This window comes from Helicobacter sp. NHP19-012 (assembly GCF_019703325.1).
Lineage (GTDB): Bacteria > Campylobacterota > Campylobacteria > Campylobacterales > Helicobacteraceae > Helicobacter > Helicobacter gastrofelis.
In genome coordinates this window covers 798,157-819,157 of sequence record NZ_AP024819.1, presented here as the reverse complement: position 1 = coordinate 819,157, position 21,001 = coordinate 798,157, and the positions used below count along the sequence as shown (strand labels likewise).

General features: G+C 41.0%; 21 protein-coding genes and 1 pseudogene. 17 read left to right on the top strand and 5 right to left on the bottom strand.

Annotated features, from left to right (window positions below; all coding sequences use genetic code 11):
• Positions 1–2 precede the first annotated feature (2 nt).
• On the top strand, positions 3–2,363 hold the full coding sequence (locus K6J74_RS04100; protein ID WP_221271060.1) for a ribonucleoside-diphosphate reductase subunit alpha: 2,361 nt from the start codon (positions 3–5) through the stop codon (positions 2,361–2,363).
• Positions 2,364–3,772: 1,409 nt separating this feature from the next.
• Here the strand turns inward: K6J74_RS04100 and K6J74_RS04095 are convergent.
• The gene (locus K6J74_RS04095) at positions 3,773–4,051 is read right to left on the bottom strand and encodes a hypothetical protein (RefSeq protein WP_221271059.1); all 279 of its coding nucleotides are present in this window, start codon (positions 4,049–4,051) and stop codon (positions 3,773–3,775) included.
• A gap of 501 nt (positions 4,052–4,552) precedes the next feature.
• Complete coding sequence (locus K6J74_RS04085) at positions 4,553–4,705, bottom strand: hypothetical protein (protein ID WP_221272634.1); 153 nt, start codon at positions 4,703–4,705, stop codon at positions 4,553–4,555.
• A 1,105-nt stretch (positions 4,706–5,810) separates the two neighbouring features.
• On the opposite strand from K6J74_RS04085, the gene K6J74_RS09025 reads away from it, so the two are divergent.
• From K6J74_RS09025 to K6J74_RS04060, 4 genes and pseudogenes are all read left to right on the top strand, one after another.
• Entirely contained in the window at positions 5,811–6,680 is an 870-nt protein-coding gene (locus K6J74_RS09025; RefSeq protein WP_221271057.1) for a hypothetical protein, read from the top strand.
• On the top strand, positions 6,659–7,048 hold the full coding sequence (locus K6J74_RS09020) for a hypothetical protein (RefSeq protein WP_221271056.1): 390 nt from the start codon (positions 6,659–6,661) through the stop codon (positions 7,046–7,048). The genes K6J74_RS09025 and K6J74_RS09020 overlap by 22 nt, the downstream gene beginning before the upstream one ends.
• Entirely contained in the window at positions 7,015–7,590 is a 576-nt protein-coding gene (locus tag K6J74_RS04065) for a 5-methylcytosine-specific restriction endonuclease subunit McrB (protein WP_221271055.1), read from the top strand. Before K6J74_RS09020 ends, K6J74_RS04065 begins: the two co-directional genes overlap by 34 nt.
• 28 nt (positions 7,591–7,618) lie before the next feature.
• Positions 7,619–9,006 (top strand): annotated as a pseudogene (locus K6J74_RS04060) (McrC family protein).
• 143 nt (positions 9,007–9,149) lie between these two features.
• Here K6J74_RS04060 and K6J74_RS08550 read toward each other — a convergent pair.
• The gene (locus K6J74_RS08550; protein ID WP_260321505.1) at positions 9,150–9,305 is read right to left on the bottom strand and encodes an NYN domain-containing protein; all 156 of its coding nucleotides are present in this window, start codon (positions 9,303–9,305) and stop codon (positions 9,150–9,152) included.
• A 633-nt stretch (positions 9,306–9,938) separates the two neighbouring features.
• Between K6J74_RS08550 and K6J74_RS04050 the strand changes: the two genes are divergently transcribed.
• The 9 genes from K6J74_RS04050 to K6J74_RS04010 all read left to right on the top strand — a co-directional run bounded on the left by K6J74_RS04050 (position 9,939) and on the right by K6J74_RS04010 (position 16,290).
• Positions 9,939–10,151, top strand: a complete 213-nt coding sequence (locus tag K6J74_RS04050) for a hypothetical protein (RefSeq protein ID WP_221271054.1) — start codon at positions 9,939–9,941, stop codon at positions 10,149–10,151.
• Between the two features lie 46 nt (positions 10,152–10,197).
• Positions 10,198–10,362 carry a hypothetical protein gene (locus tag K6J74_RS04045; RefSeq protein ID WP_221271053.1) on the top strand — a complete coding sequence of 55 codons (165 nt, stop codon included), beginning with the start codon at positions 10,198–10,200 and terminating at the stop codon, positions 10,360–10,362.
• A gap of 1,125 nt (positions 10,363–11,487) precedes the next feature.
• Positions 11,488–11,934, top strand: a complete 447-nt coding sequence (locus tag K6J74_RS04040) for a hypothetical protein (RefSeq protein WP_221271052.1) — start codon at positions 11,488–11,490, stop codon at positions 11,932–11,934.
• A gap of 129 nt (positions 11,935–12,063) precedes the next feature.
• On the top strand, positions 12,064–12,759 hold the full coding sequence (locus tag K6J74_RS04035) for a tetratricopeptide repeat protein (protein ID WP_221271051.1): 696 nt from the start codon (positions 12,064–12,066) through the stop codon (positions 12,757–12,759).
• Between the two features lie 215 nt (positions 12,760–12,974).
• A complete protein-coding gene (locus K6J74_RS09015) occupies positions 12,975–13,061 on the top strand; it encodes an SEL1-like repeat protein (RefSeq protein WP_430886797.1) in 87 nt (28 codons plus the stop codon).
• A 63-nt stretch (positions 13,062–13,124) separates the two neighbouring features.
• Positions 13,125–13,682, top strand: coding sequence for a BspA family leucine-rich repeat surface protein (locus tag K6J74_RS04025; RefSeq protein WP_221271049.1), 558 nt, complete (start codon positions 13,125–13,127; stop codon positions 13,680–13,682).
• Positions 13,600–14,286 carry a BspA family leucine-rich repeat surface protein gene (locus K6J74_RS04020; RefSeq protein ID WP_347709898.1) on the top strand — a complete coding sequence of 229 codons (687 nt, stop codon included), beginning with the start codon at positions 13,600–13,602 and terminating at the stop codon, positions 14,284–14,286. The genes K6J74_RS04025 and K6J74_RS04020 overlap by 83 nt, the downstream gene beginning before the upstream one ends.
• Positions 14,226–15,083: a BspA family leucine-rich repeat surface protein gene (locus K6J74_RS04015; RefSeq protein ID WP_260321503.1), complete on the top strand. Its 858-nt coding sequence runs from the start codon at positions 14,226–14,228 to the stop codon at positions 15,081–15,083. Before K6J74_RS04020 ends, K6J74_RS04015 begins: the two co-directional genes overlap by 61 nt.
• A 544-nt stretch (positions 15,084–15,627) precedes the next feature.
• Positions 15,628–16,290 (top strand): hypothetical protein, encoded by a 663-nt coding sequence (locus K6J74_RS04010; RefSeq protein WP_221271046.1) that lies wholly within the window; start codon positions 15,628–15,630, stop codon positions 16,288–16,290.
• A gap of 200 nt (positions 16,291–16,490) precedes the next feature.
• On the opposite strand, the gene K6J74_RS04005 is transcribed toward K6J74_RS04010, so the two are convergent.
• Complete coding sequence (locus tag K6J74_RS04005) at positions 16,491–16,970, bottom strand: phosphatidylglycerophosphatase A family protein (protein WP_221271045.1); 480 nt, start codon at positions 16,968–16,970, stop codon at positions 16,491–16,493.
• A 239-nt stretch (positions 16,971–17,209) separates the two neighbouring features.
• On the opposite strand from K6J74_RS04005, the gene K6J74_RS09070 reads away from it, so the two are divergent.
• The 3 genes from K6J74_RS09070 (at position 17,210) to K6J74_RS03990 (ending at position 20,713) form a co-directional block, all read left to right on the top strand.
• Positions 17,210–18,520, top strand: a complete 1,311-nt coding sequence (locus K6J74_RS09070; RefSeq protein WP_221271044.1) for a methyl-accepting chemotaxis protein — start codon at positions 17,210–17,212, stop codon at positions 18,518–18,520.
• Between the two features lie 25 nt (positions 18,521–18,545).
• Positions 18,546–19,442 carry a DMT family transporter gene (locus K6J74_RS03995; protein WP_221271043.1) on the top strand — a complete coding sequence of 299 codons (897 nt, stop codon included), beginning with the start codon at positions 18,546–18,548 and terminating at the stop codon, positions 19,440–19,442.
• A 128-nt stretch (positions 19,443–19,570) separates the two neighbouring features.
• Positions 19,571–20,713 (top strand): hypothetical protein, encoded by a 1,143-nt coding sequence (locus K6J74_RS03990; RefSeq protein ID WP_260321714.1) that lies wholly within the window; start codon positions 19,571–19,573, stop codon positions 20,711–20,713.
• Here K6J74_RS03990 and gatC read toward each other — a convergent pair.
• Entirely contained in the window at positions 20,710–20,994 is a 285-nt protein-coding gene (gatC, locus tag K6J74_RS03985) for an Asp-tRNA(Asn)/Glu-tRNA(Gln) amidotransferase subunit GatC (RefSeq protein WP_221271041.1), read from the bottom strand. The genes K6J74_RS03990 and gatC overlap by 4 nt on opposite strands.
• Positions 20,995–21,001 lie beyond the last annotated feature (7 nt).

The following is a 21,001-nucleotide window of genomic DNA, read 5'->3' as shown; positions in this document are numbered from 1 at the left end:
TTATGGAAATGACAGCAACTAAACGCACGGATCGCACCGAATCGATAGACATGGACAAGATACGCCAAAGCATACAAAAAGCCACAGAGGGCATAGAGGGGATCGACTCTAGTGAGCTAGAAATGGAGGCAGAACTTTACTTTAAGGACAGCTTAAGCACGCAAGATACAACGCAAGCCCTAATCCGCATGGCGGTGGATAAGATCGACATTGACGCGCCTAACTGGAGCTTTGTCGCCGCTAGGCTGTTCTTAGAGGATTTATACGAAAAGGTGAGCGGGTTTCAAGGCTACTTGCCCCTTAAAAAATATTTGGAGCTGGGTGAGAGTAAGGGGCGGATTGTCCGGGGCTTTAAAGAAAAGTTTGATTTGGACTTGCTAGACAAGGCGATCGAGAAAAAACGCGACCTGCAATTCAACTATTTAGGCATTAAAACCTTGCACGATCGCTATTTACTCAAAGACGAGCACAACCACCCGATCGAATTGCCCCAGCACATGTTCATGGCAATCGCCATGTTCTTGGCACAAAATGAAGAAAACCCCAATGAAAAAGCCCTAGAGTTTTACGGGGTTTTAAGCCGCTTTGAAATGATGTGTGCCACGCCTACGCTTGCCAACGCTCGCACCCCCAACCACCAATTAAGCTCTTGCTATGTGGGCTCGACCCCTGATAACATTGAGGGAATTTTTGACAGCTATAAAGACATGGCTTTGCTCTCTAAATACGGCGGAGGGATCGGGTGGGACTTTAGCCAAGTGCGTTGTTTAGGCAGCTACATTGACGGGCATAAAAGTGCCAGTGCAGGCGTGATCCCTTTCTTAAAGATCGTCAATGATGTGGCGATCGCTGTGGATCAACTCGGCACAAGAAAAGGGGCGATCTCTGTGTATTTAGAGATTTGGCACATGGATGTTTTGGAGTTCATAGACTTACGCAAAAACAGCGGAGATGAACGCCGCCGCGCGCACGATCTCTTCCCCGCCCTATGGATTTGCGACTTATTCATGGAGAGGGTAGAAAAGGACGAAATTTGGACTCTCTTTGACCCCTATGCGTGCAAGGATTTGACCGAGTGCTATGGGGACAAATTTAAAGAAAAATACCTCGCCTACGAGCAAAACCCCCATATCAGCAAAGAAAAAGTCAATGCACGCACACTTTGGAAAAAGATTTTAACCAACTACTTTGAAAGCGGTTTGCCCTTTTTAGGCTTTAAGGACAACGCCAATCACGCCAACCCAAACGGCCACGCTGGGCTCATCCGCTCGTCTAATCTTTGCACCGAGATTTACCAAAACACCAGCTCCAGCCACTACAAAATGCAAGTGGATTTTAAAAATGGCGATAGAGCGTATTTTGAAGAAGAGGCGATTGTTTGCACCGATGCAGGCATTAGCAAAAGGGCAAACAAACTCACCAGCAACGACTCGATCAACGGGCAACAAATTTTCATGGCGACTAAAGTGCCCGAAGAAGGCACGCTTGCGGTGTGTAATTTAGCTAGCTTAAATTTAAGCAAAATCAACACCCCAGCAGACATTGAGCGGGTTGTGCCTATTGCCGTGCGTATGCTGGATAATGTGATCGATTTGAACTTCTACCCCACCGCTAAAGCCAAAAAAACCAATCTAAAAAGCCGGGCTATCGGGCTTGGCGTGATGGGCGAGGCGCAAATGCTCGCCCAAGCCCAAATTGCGTGGGGGAGCAGTGAACACGCTGCTAAAATAGACGCTTTAATGGAGAAAATTAGCTACGAAACGATCAAAGCGAGCAGTGCGCTAGCCAAAGAGCGTGGATCTTATGCAAACTTTAAAGACTCGGCGTGGAGCAAGGGCATTTTCCCCATTGACAAGGCCAAACAAGAAGCCCTAGAGTTGAGCCCCCACAAGAGTGCTTGCGATTGGGCGAGCTTGAAGGCACAGGTGCAAGAGCAGGGCTTGAGAAATGGCTATTTAATGGCGGTTGCGCCCACCAGCTCGATCTCCATTCTAGTGGGCACGACCCAAACCATTGAGCCCATTTATCAAAAGAAATGGTTTGAAGAGAACTTAAGCGGGATGATCCCCGTGGTCGTGCCTAACTTGAGCCTTGATACCTGGAACTACTACACCTCGGCTTACGACATTAACCCTAAGGACATTGTGCGCCTTGCTGCCGTGCGCCAAAAGTGGATCGACCAAGGGCAGAGTTTGAATCTCTTTTTACGCCCCGATAAAGCCAATGGCAAGCTTTTGCACGAAATCTACCACCTAGCGTGGAAGCTGGGTTTAAAATCCACTTACTACCTACGCACCCAAAGCCCCCACCTAGAGGACAAAAGCATCTTTGATCGCTCCATTGAATGCCACCATTGCCAATAAAAATCAAGGTTTGCTTGGATATTCTTAAAGAGAACCCCCTAGGTTCCACTCCAAAGAGAAAATTAGGAGGCTTTTTTTTTGAATTCACTACTCTGGTATCCTAAACTCTGGGTCATAGCATGTAAAAAAATATAGACAAGAAATGGGGATCATTGGTCTTTATAGATTTGGAAAAGCATAAAAAGGATACCTCCCCAAGATTATATTTATTTTACTACCTTTGAGGAAGTAGTGAAAAGAACAAAATTTCTATGTGTATGTGTAAGATCCCAAAATACAGTATCATCGTTATAGCGAGCATCTTATCTATGAGACTGATAAGGGTAAATTTTAGCATTTACATAAGGCAAGATGTTAAAAAGATGTTTTACTTCTAAATATTTTGAGATCATGTAGTTCGATATTTCATTTTTTTGCACTGATATAGGCAGTATTAAAAGAGATAAGGGGGAAAAAATCACAGCAACAAGACCCAGCTTATACGATGTAATTTGGGAATTATGGGGGTTTTTAGTCAATCCTTAGCATGTCATAGTAAGGATTTTTCCTCGTTTGGGCTTGTTTGCGTTGCTTGTCTTGGGTGGAAGTAGTAGGGGGCGTTAATCAGATCGGTGGCAGACATCTAGGGGCAAAGAAGTCGGCATTTAAATAGAGAGCTTGCATGAATAAAAAATAAGCTGTGTGGTGATTTTTGTAAAGATACAGTGATGGATTATTTAGACACAAAGAGTGCATAGAGAGCGCAGGAGTAAGGAGTGGTGGACTATTTAGACTATAGTTTTAGCAGCTGAGTAGGCGGTGATTTATTTATGACATTTGATAAATTTGTTTTTGCATCTAGGTCTTCTAAGCTCTTGTCTATGAGGGTTTTTAAATCATCGGAGAGCTCCACACCACAAGTTTCAAAGATGATCTATTGCTCTATACATTTGCCTTGTATGTGCTCATAAAATGTTTTCGAAGGGGAGCAACAATACTCTTATAACTGCACAACACGCACAGTGCTTTGTAGGCTAAAAGATAAGTTTGTGTATGGTTAATTAATCATCTTGCTTGGCACATAGGCAACAATTTTTCGGAGGCATTTTGGGTTGGTGTGGAGCGCTTCATAATGTATTCCAAAAGTTTTCGTAGCGTTCTTGTTCTTTTGTCTTTTGTTGTTGTTCTTTGAGAGCACGAGCCCACTTTTTGGCATTTGGGTCGCTTACTGCCACTACTAAATCATACCTCCCATTGAGGTCATCGATGACTTCTAGGACTTTTGGATAGCCATGCCACTTTTATTGGGGTTGCTATTTGCTTTATGTAGTTCGAGCATGCCTTGTAAATCCTCCCATAACATGGCCTGCATGTTTTTGTTGTTGTTCTTAAAGACTTGTTCGTATTTATGGAGTATGTCTGTGAGTTTGTCAAAAATGGGCTTGCTTTTGGTTTTGGACGACTTGGAGCATTTTTACAACACTCTCTACGATGGCTTTGTTGTTTTGAGGGGTTGGGTGTTTTGGCATGCATACCCTTAAATCTCTATTTTCAAGCTCCTCTAATACTGAGCGAACCACATTTTTTAACTCATTATTTACTTCATTTGAATTTACAATTTTTTGGAAAAGCCCAGCGGCTTTGGCATAGTCTTGGGGGACACCTTTATCTATCGTATTTAAAAGCCAAGTCAAAACAATCTTCAGCACTCATAAAAACGCCCTTGGCATTCTCAGGAAGACTTTCACAACCTACAAATATCGCCCTCATATCTGTCACATTAGACACATCCCAGCCTAAAATGCATGGTTAAAATAAATTGCCTCGTAAATATCCCCTGCATGTTTTTTACATGGGGTACATTCCAGCTTTCCAATCCTTCAAAATTTCGGCGTCTAGAATCTTCACATTTTCCAGTTCTAGATCATCTTCTTTTAGGGTATTATAGTGTTGGTCTAGGGCTTGCATTAAGCAAGTAGGTGCATCTACAAAGTGCCGAACTCCTGGTGCAATTCCTCAACTTCTTGCTTAACATCTAATCTAGTAGCCCATCTTTCAAAACACTTTTGTTTAAGCGACACGCACGCTTGAGCGTTCTTGTTTTTTGTCCGAGTTTTGCTAGTTCCTGTTGCAAGTGAATCCTTTAGCCTCTAAAACAACAAACCCATCTTAGCACAATAAATCAAAATGCCATGAAGAAAGCAAATTTGCTAGATCAATCCGATAGACTCAACAATGACTGCTAAAGTATCTTTAAGTTCTGCCATGTCGCCATCCTCTAAAACGGCACTAAGATGACTTAAACGCACTTGATCGGAGTCTAAGAGCTCGGCTGCATTAAAGGGTTTAAAGGTTACGGACATGGATAATCTTTTAAGATTTTTGTGCCTTGATTATATCTTTTTGCTGTGTGCTTTTGTCGCCTTAAGCGCGCCACTGTACGGTGCGCCACAGCAAGATCACCAACACATCGCCCCATTTATCCATATACAAGCGGTAACTTGCACCCGTGTGGATACGCATTTCAAAGATTTAACCCGTAATGTATTTATGATCACCAAAGTGTCCGCTCTTTTTTAAGCTCTGTATGCGGCGTGTAAGTACACCTTTTCCGTTTAAATCTTTGAGGTTTTTAGCCACTTTTTAAATTCGCTCGATGTTTGTATTTTCATGCGTGCATTGTAACTAAACACCCATTTGGGGCATCAGGGGCGTGTGGCTCGATCCTTAGAGTTGTGCACAATCAGCAAATAGTGAATCATCCATCCACTGAAGAGAGGTGGGCTTCTTGTTTCAACGATCCATAACTAGCTGTTAGCTGTATCTAGCTGTATCTAAATACTTAGCCATACTTGGTTACAATCCAATTAGAGGAATCTCCACAAGCGTAACTTCGGGTCATCCCTACCATAGAATGTGCCATTTAGATATGGTTAATAATATGGATTTAGCACATTACGGTTGCGTGATTTGGGCGGTCTGTCTGTGCGAGGGTTGCGTATTGGATAGAGTGTAATGGATCGAGCAGGGTATAGCACTAACTTGGGTGATAAAGGAGCAGTATGGACAAAGTAAAGTGGAGCGAGGAGGAAAGAAGGGCGTTTCAAAGATTGTTGTGGAAGTTTGTGGTGGGAATCGAGGTGTAAGGACGCGATAGGGGGCTAGTGGTGTGTTGGCAAACAATGAGATACATTATATATTTTCAAAAACTGTCTAATCAGTAGGTTAAATAATGAGTTGAAAAAAGAAAAGCTTTTATAGGACTTGGGTTACACATGTGAAGTTCGCATATTTGCAATAGGCCCACAACTTCCAGATCATTTCTCATCGTGTGAGGTGGCGATTGCCTTTTGCCGTACGGACATTTTTGGTGAGGATTTTGTTAATAAAAGTTAAGAGGGTTTTTTTACAAACTGGAATGTCCCACTCGAGGAGCGCAAAGGGGGGTATAGTGAGGGGACAGGTGGCGTGTGGATTTGTTTTAAGTTCTTGTGGGAAAATGGTTTGACATGGAAGGATGGTAGAACGGAGTCCTTTGATCGTTTGAGGGGCTTTGTAGGGGATAATTTTCCATGTCCAAAAAAAGGTGAGATCACTTCTACGCATTCAAACTTTTCTCTTGGATTTGGTAAGTCTGAAAATGCAAAATGTGCAGCAACTTTAAAGATGGGGTGGAACGCAAAAACCTATCCTGATCCTGACTTAGAAAATTCTTTGGAGGGTTCCTTAGAGCAAATCACTAGAGATTTTTTAAATTTTGTCAATCGATTTAATACAATTCCTCAAGGAGATTTTAAAAAAAATGATGTTTCTAAAAAGTACCCACTCAATCAAATCCTTTATGGTCCTCCGGGTACAGGTAAAACCTATCGCACCATCAATAAGACACTAGAAATTTTGGGTTTTGCAAATGATCAAGAAATCACAGCGAAGCTTCAAGAATTAAAAAAACCGATCCCAAAAGATGAAAGAACCCGCGCAAAAGTCTTGTTTGATTATTATAAGCAGGAGGGACAAATTAGTTTTATTACTTTCCATCAGAGCTATGGTTATGAGGAATTTGTGGAGGGTATCAAACCCAGCATGGATTCTAAAAAGACAGGTGAGGTTACCTACAGTATTCAAGAGGGAGCGTTTAAACAGGTCTGCAATAGAGCATGGGAGAATTATGGTAGAGTTCAGATGCAAAACAAGCAGGGCACTCGGGAAATTAGTTGGGAAGATTATCTAGATCACTTGATCCGCGATTTTAATACTTTTATGCAACGGATGATTGACAAGAAACAGGAATTTTTCTCGACAGTGACAATAAGGTGGTGGTTAGAAGTTTTGGTTTGAAAGCTCCACTTTTAGTGGATCTTGAAAATAATCTATCGCTAGCATTAGATGAGTGGGTTAAAATGGTAAAAAGAGATTACAGTGATTTTAAAAACGGTGCGAACCTAAAAGAGGCTGAACATGCCAAGTACTACCTTATGCTCTATCGCAAAATTTGGGAGTTTGAGCAATCCTGGTATTGTCCCAAAACCTATGTTCTTATCATTGATGAAATCAACCGGGGCAATATTTCTAAGATTTTTGGGGAACTTATTACGCTAATAGAGCCTGACAAACGCGCAGGTAATAGCGAAGCCTTAGGAGTTGTCTTGCCCTATAGTCAGGAGTTTTTAATGTGCCTAAGAATCTCTATATCATTGGTACAATGAACACCGCCGATCGAAGCATTGCTCTATTAGACACTGCTTTGCGCCGTAGATTCACCTTTGAAGAGGTAATGCCAGAACCCGAGTCTCTCAAAGATCGCCACATTAAGGATAAGGACGAGGATACAGGCATCGATCTATCAAGACTCTTGAAGGCAATGAATAAACGTATAGAATTTTTGCTCGATCGCGAACACACCATTGGGCATGCGTACTTTTCAGAACTAGAAACATTAAAGGATTTGCAAGACTGCTTTAAAAACAAGATTATCCCGCTCTTGCAAGAGTATTTTTACGATGATTACGCCAAGATCAAGGCGGTGCTTAATGATAATGGTATGCTTGTGAGTGAAACAATGCAAGATGCAAGTGAGGAGGATGAAGATTTAAGAGATACAAGTCTTAAAAATTCTCTTAAAAATCTTGTCGATCCTAACAAAAAGATCTATCGGATTACAAATGATAAATGTGATGAATGGGAGGTTAATTGCTTCAAAAAGATCTACAATGATAAGGCATGGGACAAAAATAGAAAAGAGAAATAATTCTACTCTGCATTTTAGTGAGTGATCTATGTTAATTCCACCTACACTCCATCTAACAGAGCATGCTAACTTTGGAAAACAAAAAGTCATAAGTCGTTTACCGCTACAAGAAAAAGACAAAGCCCAAGGCATATGGGAAGCCTTAAAAGAATTTGCTAAGGCCAATAAAGAGTTGTTAAAATTTGAAGATTCAGATACCCTAAAAACCCAAAATTATGTGGGTTTGATCCAAGTTGAAGGTTTTTACGTAGAAATTTTGCCCAAAGTTTGCGAGTATGATGAACATGATTTAGAGAGACATACTAGTTGCGACAAAAAAAAAATTTCCATGCTCGATCACTCAAAGTTTCAAGAGTATGCAAGAGAATTTATAAAGCCACAAACTAACCCAAAACCTTTAAAAGAGCCTTCTTGCCCTATTTGCTATGCCAAACAAATTCTTTACAATTGCTTGTCTACTCTTAAAGATATGTCCTTTAAGCAAACCCACTTTTCTCAGCTTGACAGTGCGCATTTACCTATACTAGATGTCTTTGTTTGCATGTTTTTAGATGAATGTATGGAGCTCATTAAGCGTGGATTAAAACGGGATTATTTGAGTGTCTCAGAAAATCGTCATTATCTTAAAGGTAAGTTAGAGTTTTCTAGTCATCTTAAGACTAATTTAGTCCATGAAGAACGCTTTTACACAACAAGTGATGAATATAGCCTAGATGTCGCCCCTAATCGCTTGATCAAATCTACACTTGAAACTCTCAAAACTCTAGCGTTAAGTCCTCAAACACAAGAAAAACTAAATGCCGTGCGTTTTGTTTTTGATGAAATAAGCACTAGCAAAAATATAGATGCGGATTTTGCTAAAAGTACGCATGCAAGCCGTTTTAAAGAGTATAAGAATCTTTTGATGTGGTGCAATCTTTTCTTGCGCAAAAAGTCTTTAATGCCTTATAGCGGTTCTAATCGAGCCTATGCGCTATTATTCCCTATGGAAAGGCTTTTGAGTCTTTTGTAGGGGTTTGGTTGCAAAGGAGTTTAAGAGACTATGATGTGAGTTTGCAAGAACAAAGCAGATATCTCGCAAAAGATGAAAACTCTCAAAATTGCTTTGAAATGCATCCCGATGTTGTACTTAGAAACAAAAAAGAAGTTTTGATTTTAGACACTAAATGGAAAGTCATTAAGAAGCAACAAGATATTGACCAAGCTGACCTTTACCAAATGTGGGCGTATGCAAGTAAATACGCTTCTGTTGAATTAATAGGTAAACAACGGCGTGTGAGCGTGTGGCTGGTCTATCCTTGGCAGGGGTCAGGATCCACTTCTACTTGGACTTTTAAGGCGAGTGAGCCATTTAGTGTAGATGGCATTCAACTCACCTTAAAGATACTTCCCCCTCAGTCTTTGACCTATATTTGACCTATACAAAAGGGTGTTTTTTGGTGTTTAAAAGTACTTACAAGTTCCTAGTTCCTAGAACAAAGTATTTTATAAACTATCCAATGAATAGACGGAGTGCAGAAGATCGACATGTTTTGATAAATCTTCTGGAGTGTGTTGTTTCAAGTGTGTTGTTTCAAAGAATCCAACTGAACAATAACCCCTTCTCGTTTAGCAAATTTGATGGCAGGGACAAAGTCACTGTCATTGGCAACCAAAACGATCTTTTCAACCTGCTTTTTAATGGCAAGAGAGGCAATGTCTGGACCTATCTTCATGTCTACCCCTTTTGCCGTAAGTTCAACTGAAAATCTTCATCTGTCAAATCTTGTATAGACTTTTTGTTGGATAGAATATCAAACAAGACTTGAGGTTTTAATATCTATGGATTCTTCTTATCAAGCCTAATCTCTCCCAACCTAACGGTAAAATAAGACTTTGTGTTGAGTATCTTTAAAAGCTCCGTTCTAAACTGAGCTACATCGCTTTGGTCTAAGGGAAATTGTTTCTTGCTCTTTGGCCTTTGCACCCTCCCAGTAATCGGCGCACAATCATAGACAAAAACACGGAAGAGATAGTCTTTAGAGTTGTGCAGTGTTTTAAGGACATATGCTTGATCTCTTCGGCTAAACTGCTAGGCTCAAGATACTTCTTAGAACCAGGGTAGTACACCTTAAGAAAAAAACTTAAGTCTACTAAAACTGCTGTTTTTTTTTTAGGGTAGGAAAACATCGAAATCTTGAGTGGTAGAGGAATCGCTAGAAGATTGATCACATTCGTTTGACACAAGAAACTCCGCAAAGACCTCGGGGGCTTGAGTGCCTAAATCAGCGTGACACTGAACCAACCGAGCCAATATTCACTCCAAATTTTAGTGCTTTTCTTGCTGATTGTCTAGAGTTTGGGCGGTGATGAAGGAGGAAGAGAGAGCCAAGTGTTTGAGTCAAGAGCAAGTCTTAGAAAGGGAGGCAAACATTGCCCGTTACACTAATGAACCCTTAGAAAAAGCAAGGCCGTGGGTTACAAAGCTTTATCATCGGGGTTTCTTTGAAAAGATGATAGACAAGGGCAAGGATTTAGTTAAAGACTTGACAGATGTTAAAAAGGTTAAAGACAACACCTAGAAAGACAACAGACAATAGACAATGAGCTAATCCAAAGCCTTAACCTTTGTCTTTTGACAATTTAGAAACAGCAAATGGCAATAATCAAGCTAGCACAATCTTATACAGCATAGATAGCTCTGTCCGCATGCATAAGGAAAGAGCGGAGCAGATACTCAAAGAGTGGAAAGAAAAAGGCGGAGATGAAAGGGGTGGGGGTTATCATAAGTAGGGGTTGTGTCAAATAATTTTAAGTAGTATTAAATACAATTTTAAATAATATATAATGTTTTTAATAGTGTTTGAAATATTGGTTATATAGCAAGTTTATACTCAAGGTCATGGAGATAGAGCACGCTGTAAATAGCGGATAATAGACCGTGATACTCAGAGAATTGGGTGTTGGTGGTTTTTGCACAAGATCTTTAAATAAATTATTTTTGTAGGTTTCCACAAGCTTTTTCTGTTGTTTGAGCATTTGCAAAACATGGTTCAAGGTCATAATGTGAACCTTACTTTTTTGGTGCACTTCAAGCTGTTGCTAAATACCTTGGATTTCTTTTTGGATTTCTGTGGAAATTTTGTTGTCTTTTTCAGGTATTCTGAGTTTTTTCAGCCAAATATTACCGCTGTCTTTCTGTAGTTGTCTCTTAGTAATGTCTAACTCAAATTCATGTTATTTTTTTGTAATTTTTCTATCCTCTTATCAGCGTATGCAACTTCAAAACAGCGCGAAAATATTAGCAATGCCTTGGTAGTCAAACTTTATTTCACCTTATTTCCTTTAATAAAATCGGGGCGACCACCCTTTCCGTTATTTAAAGCCCAAATTGAGCGACTTCATTTAGTGATGTGGCCATCTTTGGAGCAGATCCAATTTAGTATAGCACTTCATATCCTAAACATTTCCTAATTTACACGAATCCTAGTTTTATATTCCTCAAAATATATTAGAAAGAAGATTTTAGGGTGGCTTAGCTAATCCTATTAACTATCCATTAAAAAAATACGCTAGACCGAACTACCTTGTTTTATGGAGGTCATTGTGGCGACTAAATTAGATGTGCAAACTATCCAAATGGATATTTTAGCCATTTGTCTAAAAATAAATTTGTAGTCCACTCTTACCAAGGAGGCTATGCATGGTGGGTCGTGTAAGTGTGGATAATTGTGGGAAAATGTCTATCTTTGCACGCAATGCACAACTGAACGCATTACCAAAAGACGCTCCAAGATTTTTTCATCTTCCAAACTCACTAAAAGCAATTGGTTTCATAATGATATTGAAACGTGCACAGAGAAAGTCTACCTGTGCTTGCATGGCTTTTTTAAAGAATATACCATTTAAGGAATTTTCATGATTGAGCGGATTCAATGGAGTGGCCCAGAGGCGGCAGTCCTAGACAAATACCTAAGCAACTTTGGGCATGTGGGAGAAGAAATCACAATCGCCCAAAAATTAAACACACTCTTAAAAGGCATTGGGTATGTGTGTGCATTGCACATCACGCCACTTAAAATTCTAAGCCAAAAGGGAGTAGAAGAGGTAGAGCGTGCGCTTATCTTTGCCCCTAAAACTCTCTTGCAAAAGGGTCTAGTCAACACGACTAAATTAAATAGCCAACATGGTTTTTACCTATGCTTTGCGTCTTTCAAAGAGGGCAAATACAAATCTTCCTTTTTGATCACTTGTGGGGCACAAAATCTCAAAGAAGCGCAAAAATGCCCCGCATTTAAAAAACTTTTAAGGGCAATAAAGCCAGATACCACTTGGATGACTCCCAGTATGAAAGACTCTTTTTAAGATTAGCGGCGTTGCTCAATGATTTACCCTTAGATGCGTTTAAAGTGGGGGACATTGCCATGGCTTGATGGCCTTTCCTAGAAAATCTGATATCCTTTTTTAAAAGCTACAAAAGCACACCAAGGGGGTATGCTTGAAGAAGCCTTAAAGTATTATGAAAAGAGTGCCAAACTAGGCGATACAGAAAGCTACTTTGAAATGGGCATGATCTATGGGCAGGATTCTCCCCTAGAATTACGGAGTGGAGACCCTAACCGCACCAAAGCTCTAGAATATTATGAAAAAAGCGCAAAACTGGGGAATGCAGAGGCTTATGAAGTGCTGGCTAAGATTTACTGGAATGCTAGTGGGGTGTCTAGGGATGTAAAAAGAGCCTTAGCATACTACCACAAGGCCATTGATATGGGCTCTGTAGATGCTTATTTGGAATTGGCAAAAATATGTCGGAGTGGCGTTCGGGAGCGTGAGTATGTTGGGAATGCTGAAGACTATTATAAAAAAGCCATTCAAATAGGCAAAACCAAGCTAGGAAGGGCAGATATTTGCGCTAGAATCGCTAGAACCTACCTAAGCTATTGCACAGATAAGCTCAAAGACCGCCCTAAGGCCACAGCCTATCTTCAAAGAGTCGCTGATTTATCGAGGGGAGTCTTAGGGATGAGGGCTTCTAGGTGGTTGGCATTTTCAGGCTGGCGCTATGGAGATGGCTTTGTGTTAAAGTGGTATCTCAAGGCGATTGAATTAGGCGATACAAGTCTTTATGGGTGTGTCGCCAAAATGTATGCTGAGGGTCGAGGGTGTGTGCAAGATGATAAAAAGCCCTAGAGTATTACCAAAAGGCAGTAGAATTTAGGAAAGATAATTGGGATTATTATAATGCGTGTTGCGGACTAGCAGACTTATATTTTGAGGGTAGGGGTGTGGCTAAGGATTATGCTAGGGCTTTTGCATATTACACCAAAGTGGCTACCGAATATAAGTGGACCCACTTTGTGAGGACTCGCGATCCTTTTAGCAAAGCTTGCTATCGGCTAAGTCAAATGTATGAGAAGGGTTTGGGCGTTGCACCTGACCTTTTAAAGGCGTTTGAATACCTTAAAAAATCTTGCGATCCGTGGGGAAATTAAGTGTATTTACAAATATTCTATGTGCTTATGTGCTTTTATTTAAAAATATCATAAAGGACTCACTTGAAAACACAAACCCATGAAAGAAAATACTTCCCTAAAAGTAAAGAAGAGCTTCAAAAATTAGTAGAAAATAAAAAGATTCACCTAGCTGAAATCGATATTGGAGATTTGACAGACTTAAGCCGATTGTTTTATCGTTCAGAAAGAAAAAATTTTAAAGGGTTAGAAACTTGGGATGTATCCAAGGTAACAAACATGGAGAGCATGTTTTACAAGTGTGAGAGTTTTAATCAACCGCTTAATGATTGGGATGTGTCTAGTGTAGTGAATATGAGGGAGATGTTTAGTAGGTGTGAAAAGTTTAACCAACCTTTGGATAAATGGGATGTTTCTAGGGTGGAGAATATGCGAGAGATGTTTAGTGGTTGCTGGTCTTTTAATCAACCACTTAATAGTTGGAATGTCTCTCATGTGGTGGATATGCTGGGGATTTTTGATGGTTGCTCGTCTTTCAATCAACCCCTAGATAAGTGGGATGTGTCTAGTGGAGAATATGGGAAGTATGTTTGCTGGGTGCAGGGTTTTCAACCGACCCTTAGACAACTGGAATGTTTCTAGTGTGAAAAATATGAGTGGGATGTTTTCTGGGTGTAGAGTTTTTAACAAACCGCTCAACAGTTGGAATGTGTCTGGTGTGAAAAATATGGGATGGATGTTCGTCGGTTGTGGGCACTTCAATCAGCCCCTAGATCAATGGGATGTTTCTAGTGTGGTGGATATGAGTGACATGTTTGCTTGCTGCACAACTTTCAATCAACCACTCAATAGTTGGAATGTGTCTAATGTGGCGGATATGTATGGCATGTTTCGTGATTGCAAAGTTTTTAACCAACCCTTGGATAAGTGGGATGTGTCTAGTGTAAAAGATATGAGGTGGATGTTTAAAGACTGCACAGCCTTTAATCAACCACTCAATAGGTGGAATGTGTCTAGTGTAAAAGATATGGGAGATATGTTTTCTAGTTGCAAAGTCTTTAATCAATCCTTAGATAAATGGGATGTGTCTAGGGTAGAGAATATGGAAAAAATGTTTTGTGGTTGCACATCTTTTAATCAATCTTTGGATAGTTGGGATGTGTCTAGTGTAAAAGATATGGGGGTATGTTTGAAAATTGCACAGCCTTCAACAAACCACTCAATAGTTGGAATGTGTCTAATGTGAGAGATATGGAAAGTATGTTTGAAAATTGCGTGGTCTTCAACCAACCATTAGATAGATGGGATGTATCCAATGTGGAGGATATGTGTGGTATGTTTTATTGTTGCAAAAGTTTTAACCAATCTTTAGATCACTGGAATGCTTGTAGTGCAACAGATATGGAATGGATGTTTGCTCACTGCATAGTTTTTAACCAACCATTAAATGGCTGGAATGTTTCTAAGGCGGAGAACATGTATAGAATGTTCTATCGCTGTGTCGTTTTTAATCAGCCTTTGGATAATTGGAATGTTTCTAGAGCAAGGAATATGAATGGTATGTTCAAAGGGTGCATAGCCTTTAACCAATCTTTGGACAAATGGAATGTCTCCAAGGTGTGGGATATGCGGGAGATGTTTGATGGTTGCATAGCTTTCAATCAACCTTTAAATGACTGGAAGGTGTCCAATGTAAGGAAGATGGGAAAAATGTTTTTTGGTTGTGCATCCTTTGATCAGCCTTTAGACAGGTGGAATGTTTCTAAGGTGTGGGATATGCAAGGGATGTTTTTCAACTGCGCAGCATTCAACCAAGCATTAGATAAATGGAATGTGTCTAATGTAACAGATATGGGTAGTATGTTCAAGGGCTGTAAGGCCTTTAATCAGCCATTAGACAAATGGAATGTTTCAAAGGTGTTGGATATGAATGGCATGTTTTCTGGTTGTACATCCTTCAACCAACCTTTGGATGAGTGGGATGTCTCTGGTGTTGAATGTATGGATGATATGTTTTTTGGTTGTGATAGTCTTATCTACTAAAATATCCAGCATGGTATCGGGAAGTAATGGTGGCGAGTGCTAGGTTGGTACATAGAACAAATCCGCCTTTTCATTATAAAGAAGAGATGAGAATATCTAGCATGGAACAAAAGTTTGCCCAAGGCATAAATAAAGAGAGTCTAGGTATTGTGCGGCAGCCTGTCTTGCAAACTTCCTTTATCGCTCGTGATGGTATAATGCGCTAGACTAAGCCAGTCAACCTATATAGGCTTGGGTGCATTTGATACACTCTAGTAAACGGCATGCTGGGGGCGGCACTAGGAAGTGGTGGGTTACATTTATGGATTGAGCATCGCCGCCCAAAACCCCATGCTACACAGAACCCAAAGGCACTTTTTTGCCATTGCTCGATTTAGGTTAACCAAGCTAGTTTATGAGACCCTTGCATGTAGGCTGGACTTATGAATATATGACTCAAATACTCCCATTATTTAGAAAACAATTTGGAGAAGATTAGTTATAACTTATTAGAATCAACGAGCTAACCTAACGAACCCTTTAGAAAATCCCAGGTTAGTGGGTTATGTTTTTGCAATGGAGGATTATCATAGCAAAAGTAATTTGGAATCAAGAGCAAAGACAAGCGTTTCAGGGGTTGTTGCGAGAGTTTGTGAGGCGCATGGATGCAAAAATAGCCAGCGGAGATCGCACCACGAAAGGCATGGTAACAACCGACTTAGAAGAAAATTTTAACTATCTTCTAAATGATATTGACTATGAATGCAATGTGAGATTTGGGCAGGGCTGGCTATCGGGTGCTGGCAAGAAGAATCTCAATCCCAAAAAAGGGTTTAGACCTGCGATCGTTTTTTGTCGCAAAGATATTTTAAAGGAACATCTTGTTAATAGAACCAAGTTAGCACGGAGTCGGGGGTTTTATATTTGGTTTGCCTATTATTGGCTTGACACCTTAGTGAGAGGTGTGCCTAATTCCAAAGATGGTTTTCATCTTTCTATGGGTAGGGCTACAAATAAAACTGAGTCAGAAAGGTGCGAAAAGTGTCTAGCATATGAGAAATTCTTTGGAAAAAACTCCAGAAAAGACCTCAGAAATAAATACGAAATCTATCCTGATCTAGAAACTGACTTAGAAAAAATCACAAACTATTTTTTGAAGTTAGTGGATTTCTTTAACGAAATCCCCCAAGAGTGTTTTAAACCAATGGATAATCTATCCACTCTCTAGCAAACAACCCCCACACAAGAGCCAACATAAGAGAAACAGCACATGCAAACTTCCGCATGTCCCCTTAAATATAATCCTTTATGGACCTCCAGGCACAGGCAAGACCTACAACGCTATCAATGTAACAAAATGAACATCTCTTCCATTCTAAAAATTAGGGGTGGATGGGGATTTTAGAAGATGCGACTATACAACTCTTATCAAAATAAATGGGCGAGCAACAAAGCGCAAAACCCACCACAAATCCCCGCTAAAGCATCATCACCCACCACGCCAAGCCCGCCTTTAACATCTCTATCAATTTTGCCAATCAAAGAGGGCTTGTAAATGTCAAAGAGGCGGAAAAACACAAAACTAGCAATCACACCCAACCAACTAAGCCCAGCAATCGCCATCGCCATCCACATCCCCACCAATTCATCGATCACAATTTGTTTATCATCATGGCTATTCGTTTGGGCTTCATAAATGTCAATCTGCTTAATGGCGATAAGCCCAATTAAAAGGGCACACAAAAAAAGTGTGTTAGCTGATAAATACAAGATAGGTAGACCCAAAAACAGAGCAACCACACTCCCCGCTGTGCCCGGTCCCTTAGGGAATTTACCGGAGTAAAAAAGTGTTAAAAAACACTCACGACTCAAGAATTTCAAAGTTCTCTCCAAAAGCTTTGGTGTCATTTTAACATGATTTAAAAATATGTTACAATGAATGGCTTTTTGCATTATTGAGATATAGGGGGTTGCATGGATTGCTTGGAATTTGGGCAACACAGACGGAGATGTAGGGGTAGCTTGCCACCATTATCCTTTTTTGGTGGTGCTTTTGCCTTTCGGTGTGCTTTTTGTGTTTTTCCTATTTCTTGCCCAAACCCGAGAACCCCTAGGCTTTCTTAAGGTTTTTGAATAAGGACTAAATAATGTTATTCGCCTCTTCTGCTAGCAAAAAAACTAAAAATACAGAACTCACAGAACAAATCACCACGCTCACCAAAGAAAATCGTGAATTGCGTGCGATCTACAACGCCATCAGCCGATCTCTAGCCATGATTGAATTTGATACAGAAGGTAAAGTGATCACAGCCAACGATAACTTTCTTCATCTCATGGGCTATACCTTAGAAGAAATCAAAGGTAAGCACCATTCCATGTTTTGCGACCCCGAGTTTGTCAAAACCCCACAATACACCGAGTTTTGGCGACATTTAAAGTCGGGGGAGTTCAAACGAGGGACTTTTAAGCGCATCAACAAGGATGGCAAAGAATTGTATTTGGAATCTACTTACAACCCTGTCTTAAACGATCAGAGTAAAGTGGTTAAGATCACTAAGATTGCCACAGATGTAACCGCGCGTATTTTGGAGTTTAATGATTTGCGCTCCGTCTACAATGCCCACTTGGCCTCTATGGCCCTCATTGAATTTGATACAGAAGGTAAAGTGATCACAGCCAACGATAACTTTCTTCATCTCATGGGCTATACCTTAGAAGAAATCAAAGGTAAGCACCATTCCATGTTTTGCGACCCCGAGTTTGTCAAAACCCCACAATACACCGAGTTTTGGCAACATTTAAAATCGGGACAATTCACGAAAGGAACTTTTAAGCGTATCACGAAAGCGGGCAAGGCAGTTTATTTGGAGGCCAGTTACAATCCCGTTTTTGACAGTGAGGGTAAGATATATAAATTCATTAAATTTGCCCTAGATGCCACCCACAAAGAAGAAAAAATCCATATGGTCTTAGAATTAATTAAGGAAAACCAACAGCTCACCAGTGATGGCAACCACATGATCGAAAGAACCACCGTCAATATCCAAAATGTCGTTAGCACCATGAAAAACAATGTTTCCCTAGTCGACACGCTCAGCGCACAATCTGATTCGATCTCAAGCATCACCCAAACCATTAAAGACATTGCCGATCAGATCAACCTATTAGCCCTCAATGCCGCTATTGAAGCTGCACGGGCAGGTGAGCATGGGCGCGGCTTTGCGGTGGTGGCTGATGAAGTGAGAAAGCTAGCTGAACGCACCGGCAAATCTGTTACAGAGATTGCAGCGATCATTGGCTCGATTAGAGAGATTACAGCCCAAGTCGTGGATAGCATTAGCACCGGTGCCGATGAAGCAGAAAAAACCGCTGAACTCTCCTATGAAACCCGAGATTTGATAGAGAAAATTAAAGCCGCTAGCGATCGCGTGGCGCAGGGCATGGGTTTAATGCTATAATGCTCCTTTCATTTAAGGGGGCATTATGGAGATCAAAAAAGGCTTGTTTTACATGGCTTTGGGGGCTTTTAGCTTTGGGCTGATGAATGCTCTTGTCAAAATCACGAGCCAGTATTACTCCCCCCTTGAAAATGTTTTTTACCGCGCCTTTTTTATGATTGTTTTTATGGGCTTGCTTTACTTTGCCAAACCCTTTAGATTTAGGGCATATAAAAAGGGTGGGGGTAAAATCCTAGCGTGGCGCATGGGCTTGGGGGCGGTGGCTATGGTGCTTTTGTGCTACAACATTTACACCATGCCCCTAGGCACGGCGATGGCTTTTGGGCAGAGTGCACCCATTTACGCGATTTTCATCGCGTGGTTGGTGTTTAAAGAACCCTTGACTTGGCGTTTGGCTCTAGCGGGGGTGTTGGGGCTTTTGGGCGTGCTTTTAATCGCTAACCCGCACACGAGTGGTTTAACTTTTGGCTTAGTGCTGTGTGGGGTTTTAAGTGCCTTGTTTAAAGCCATTGCTTATACGAGTTTAAGCAAACTAAAAGCCTACTATGACAGCGGATTTGTGATCTTTGTCTTTTCGCTCTTTTTATGCGTGATAGGTGCATTTGGATTATTTTTAAATATCCCCCCCTTTGCTACGGGTTATCACCCTATGCGTTTTAATGGAGCTTGGTGGCATTGGGATTTGTGGCTTTTGATGGGCATGGGCTTTAGTGGGACTTTGGGGCAGTATTTTTTAACGAAGGCATACATGTGCGCCCCAGCTGGACTAGTTTCGCCTATAGATTACACCCGTTTATTGTGGGGAACCCTCTTTGGGGTGTGGCTTGGCGATCCGTGGCTAGGGGTTTATGAAGGGCTTGGCATGGCGCTTGTGGTGGGTGCGGGGCTGTTGATCACGCTAGGGCATAAAAATAAAAAATAGTTTATTTTTATGGAGTATAATGGGCGTTTCACACTTTTTAAGGATTTTTATGTTTATCCCAAGTTTCTTTAAACTCCTTGAGTAATTTGCCCCAAAATACTCCAAAAACACTCTACCATTTGGGTTTGGTGTTGCTCGTGATTCTTAGCCTAAGTTTGGGGGTGTATAAAAGTTTAGAAATCTCCGTGGGCTACAAAGAAGCCTCGCTGTATTTTAGCACACCTCATTTTTTCTTAGACAGCATTCTACTGAGAGCGTTGCATTATTTTGTAGAGAACTCTAGCCTACCTAGAGATTTGGCCTTGCGCCTGCCTGGACTGCTCTTGCACGGCTGTAATATTGCATTAGTGTATCTTTTGAGCCTAAAAGTGTGCGTCCAAAAACCCTATGACCCCCTATTGGTAGCACTTACCTTCGCACTTTTGCCGGGCATCCAACTAGGGGCGATCTTGCTAGACAAGGTGAGTTTATTGCTCACACTCTCTTTTTTGTGCTTGTTTTTTTACCGCACATGCTTGATTTATTTCTTGGCTGGCTTGGCGGCATTTTTAGATGCGAGTTGTGCAGTGCTCCTTATTGGACTATTGCTCCACGCCCTAAAATATAAACAATGGGTCTTTGGGTTTTATTTATGTCTAACCCTTGTTGTAAATCTCTACACCTTTGCGCCCATCATTGGTGCTCCGCAAGGCTTTTTCTTAAACACGCTGTTTTTAATGCTGGTCCTCTACTCCCCCTTTTTATGTATCTATTACCCCTACACCTTATACGCCCAAGTGGTGAAAGATCATAAGCAGGAGTGTTTGGTGGGGCTTGTGGGGGCAGTGGGCTTTTGTGCACCCCTGCTGATCTCTTTGCGCCAAGAGCCAAGCCCCGAGTTTTTAAGCTACGGTGCGCTTGGCATGCCTATTTTATTGCAAAGGGCTCTCTCTAGCATCCGTTTGCATTTGCCCGTTTTCCGCAACCACTACCGCATCCGCTATAGTTTGGTTTTTGGTACACTTTTGCTTGAAAGCGTGTTTTTGTGGGGGGGATATAACCAGTTTGTGCGCACCCACTATGTCGCTAAAGAACTAGCCAACGCACTTAAAGAGCGGGGAATAAACACTATCAACACTCTATCACCTAAAATGGCACTTAGACTCAAATTTTATGGCATTAACTTTGGGGGGGATTTGTATTTAATCCGACAAGATAGGCGGGCAGACATAAAAATATACTACCACGACAAAATCGTGGCAAGTTACGCCGTGTTGAAAAAACACCCCTAGGCTTCTATGATTTTAGGCACAATAAAATAGCCATCCTGTGTCTTTGGAGCATATTTTAATAAATCCTTAGGGATTTGAGGGTTATGTATGACTTTATCTTCTCTTAGGGGGGCTTGTTGGTTATTTGTAAATTGCACACCCCCTAAGTCCATTTCGTTTAAGCTATCCACGAAGTCCAACACTTCTTTTAAGTGCCCTCTAAGACTTTCATAGTCACCGGGGGCAATCTCTAGCATAGAAAGCGTAGCGAGCTTTTCTAAAAGTGTGTCGTCAATTTGCATATTCATC

Coding starts and splice junctions, on each gene's coding strand:
- K6J74_RS04010 (WP_221271046.1), top strand. CDS start 15,628: ATGTTTTTGCAATGGAGGATTATCATAGCAAAAGTAATTTGGAATCAA.
- K6J74_RS04015 (WP_260321503.1), top strand. CDS start 14,226: ATGTTTGAAAATTGCACAGCCTTCAACAAACCACTCAATAGTTGGAAT.
- K6J74_RS04020 (WP_347709898.1), top strand. CDS start 13,600: ATGTGTCTAGTGGAGAATATGGGAAGTATGTTTGCTGGGTGCAGGGTT.
- K6J74_RS04050 (WP_221271054.1), top strand. CDS start 9,939: ATGAAGGAGGAAGAGAGAGCCAAGTGTTTGAGTCAAGAGCAAGTCTTA.
- K6J74_RS09070 (WP_221271044.1), top strand. CDS start 17,210: ATGTTATTCGCCTCTTCTGCTAGCAAAAAAACTAAAAATACAGAACTC.
- K6J74_RS03995 (WP_221271043.1), top strand. CDS start 18,546: ATGGAGATCAAAAAAGGCTTGTTTTACATGGCTTTGGGGGCTTTTAGC.
- K6J74_RS04005 (WP_221271045.1), bottom strand. CDS start 16,970: ATGACACCAAAGCTTTTGGAGAGAACTTTGAAATTCTTGAGTCGTGAG.
- K6J74_RS04040 (WP_221271052.1), top strand. CDS start 11,488: ATGATTGAGCGGATTCAATGGAGTGGCCCAGAGGCGGCAGTCCTAGAC.
- K6J74_RS04085 (WP_221272634.1), bottom strand. CDS start 4,705: ATGTCCGTAACCTTTAAACCCTTTAATGCAGCCGAGCTCTTAGACTCC.
- K6J74_RS08550 (WP_260321505.1), bottom strand. CDS start 9,305: ATGAAGATAGGTCCAGACATTGCCTCTCTTGCCATTAAAAAGCAGGTT.
- K6J74_RS04035 (WP_221271051.1), top strand. CDS start 12,064: ATGCTTGAAGAAGCCTTAAAGTATTATGAAAAGAGTGCCAAACTAGGC.
- K6J74_RS09015 (WP_430886797.1), top strand. CDS start 12,975: ATGTATGAGAAGGGTTTGGGCGTTGCACCTGACCTTTTAAAGGCGTTT.
- K6J74_RS04100 (WP_221271060.1), top strand. CDS start 3: ATGGAAATGACAGCAACTAAACGCACGGATCGCACCGAATCGATAGAC.
- gatC (WP_221271041.1), bottom strand. CDS start 20,994: ATGCAAATTGACGACACACTTTTAGAAAAGCTCGCTACGCTTTCTATG.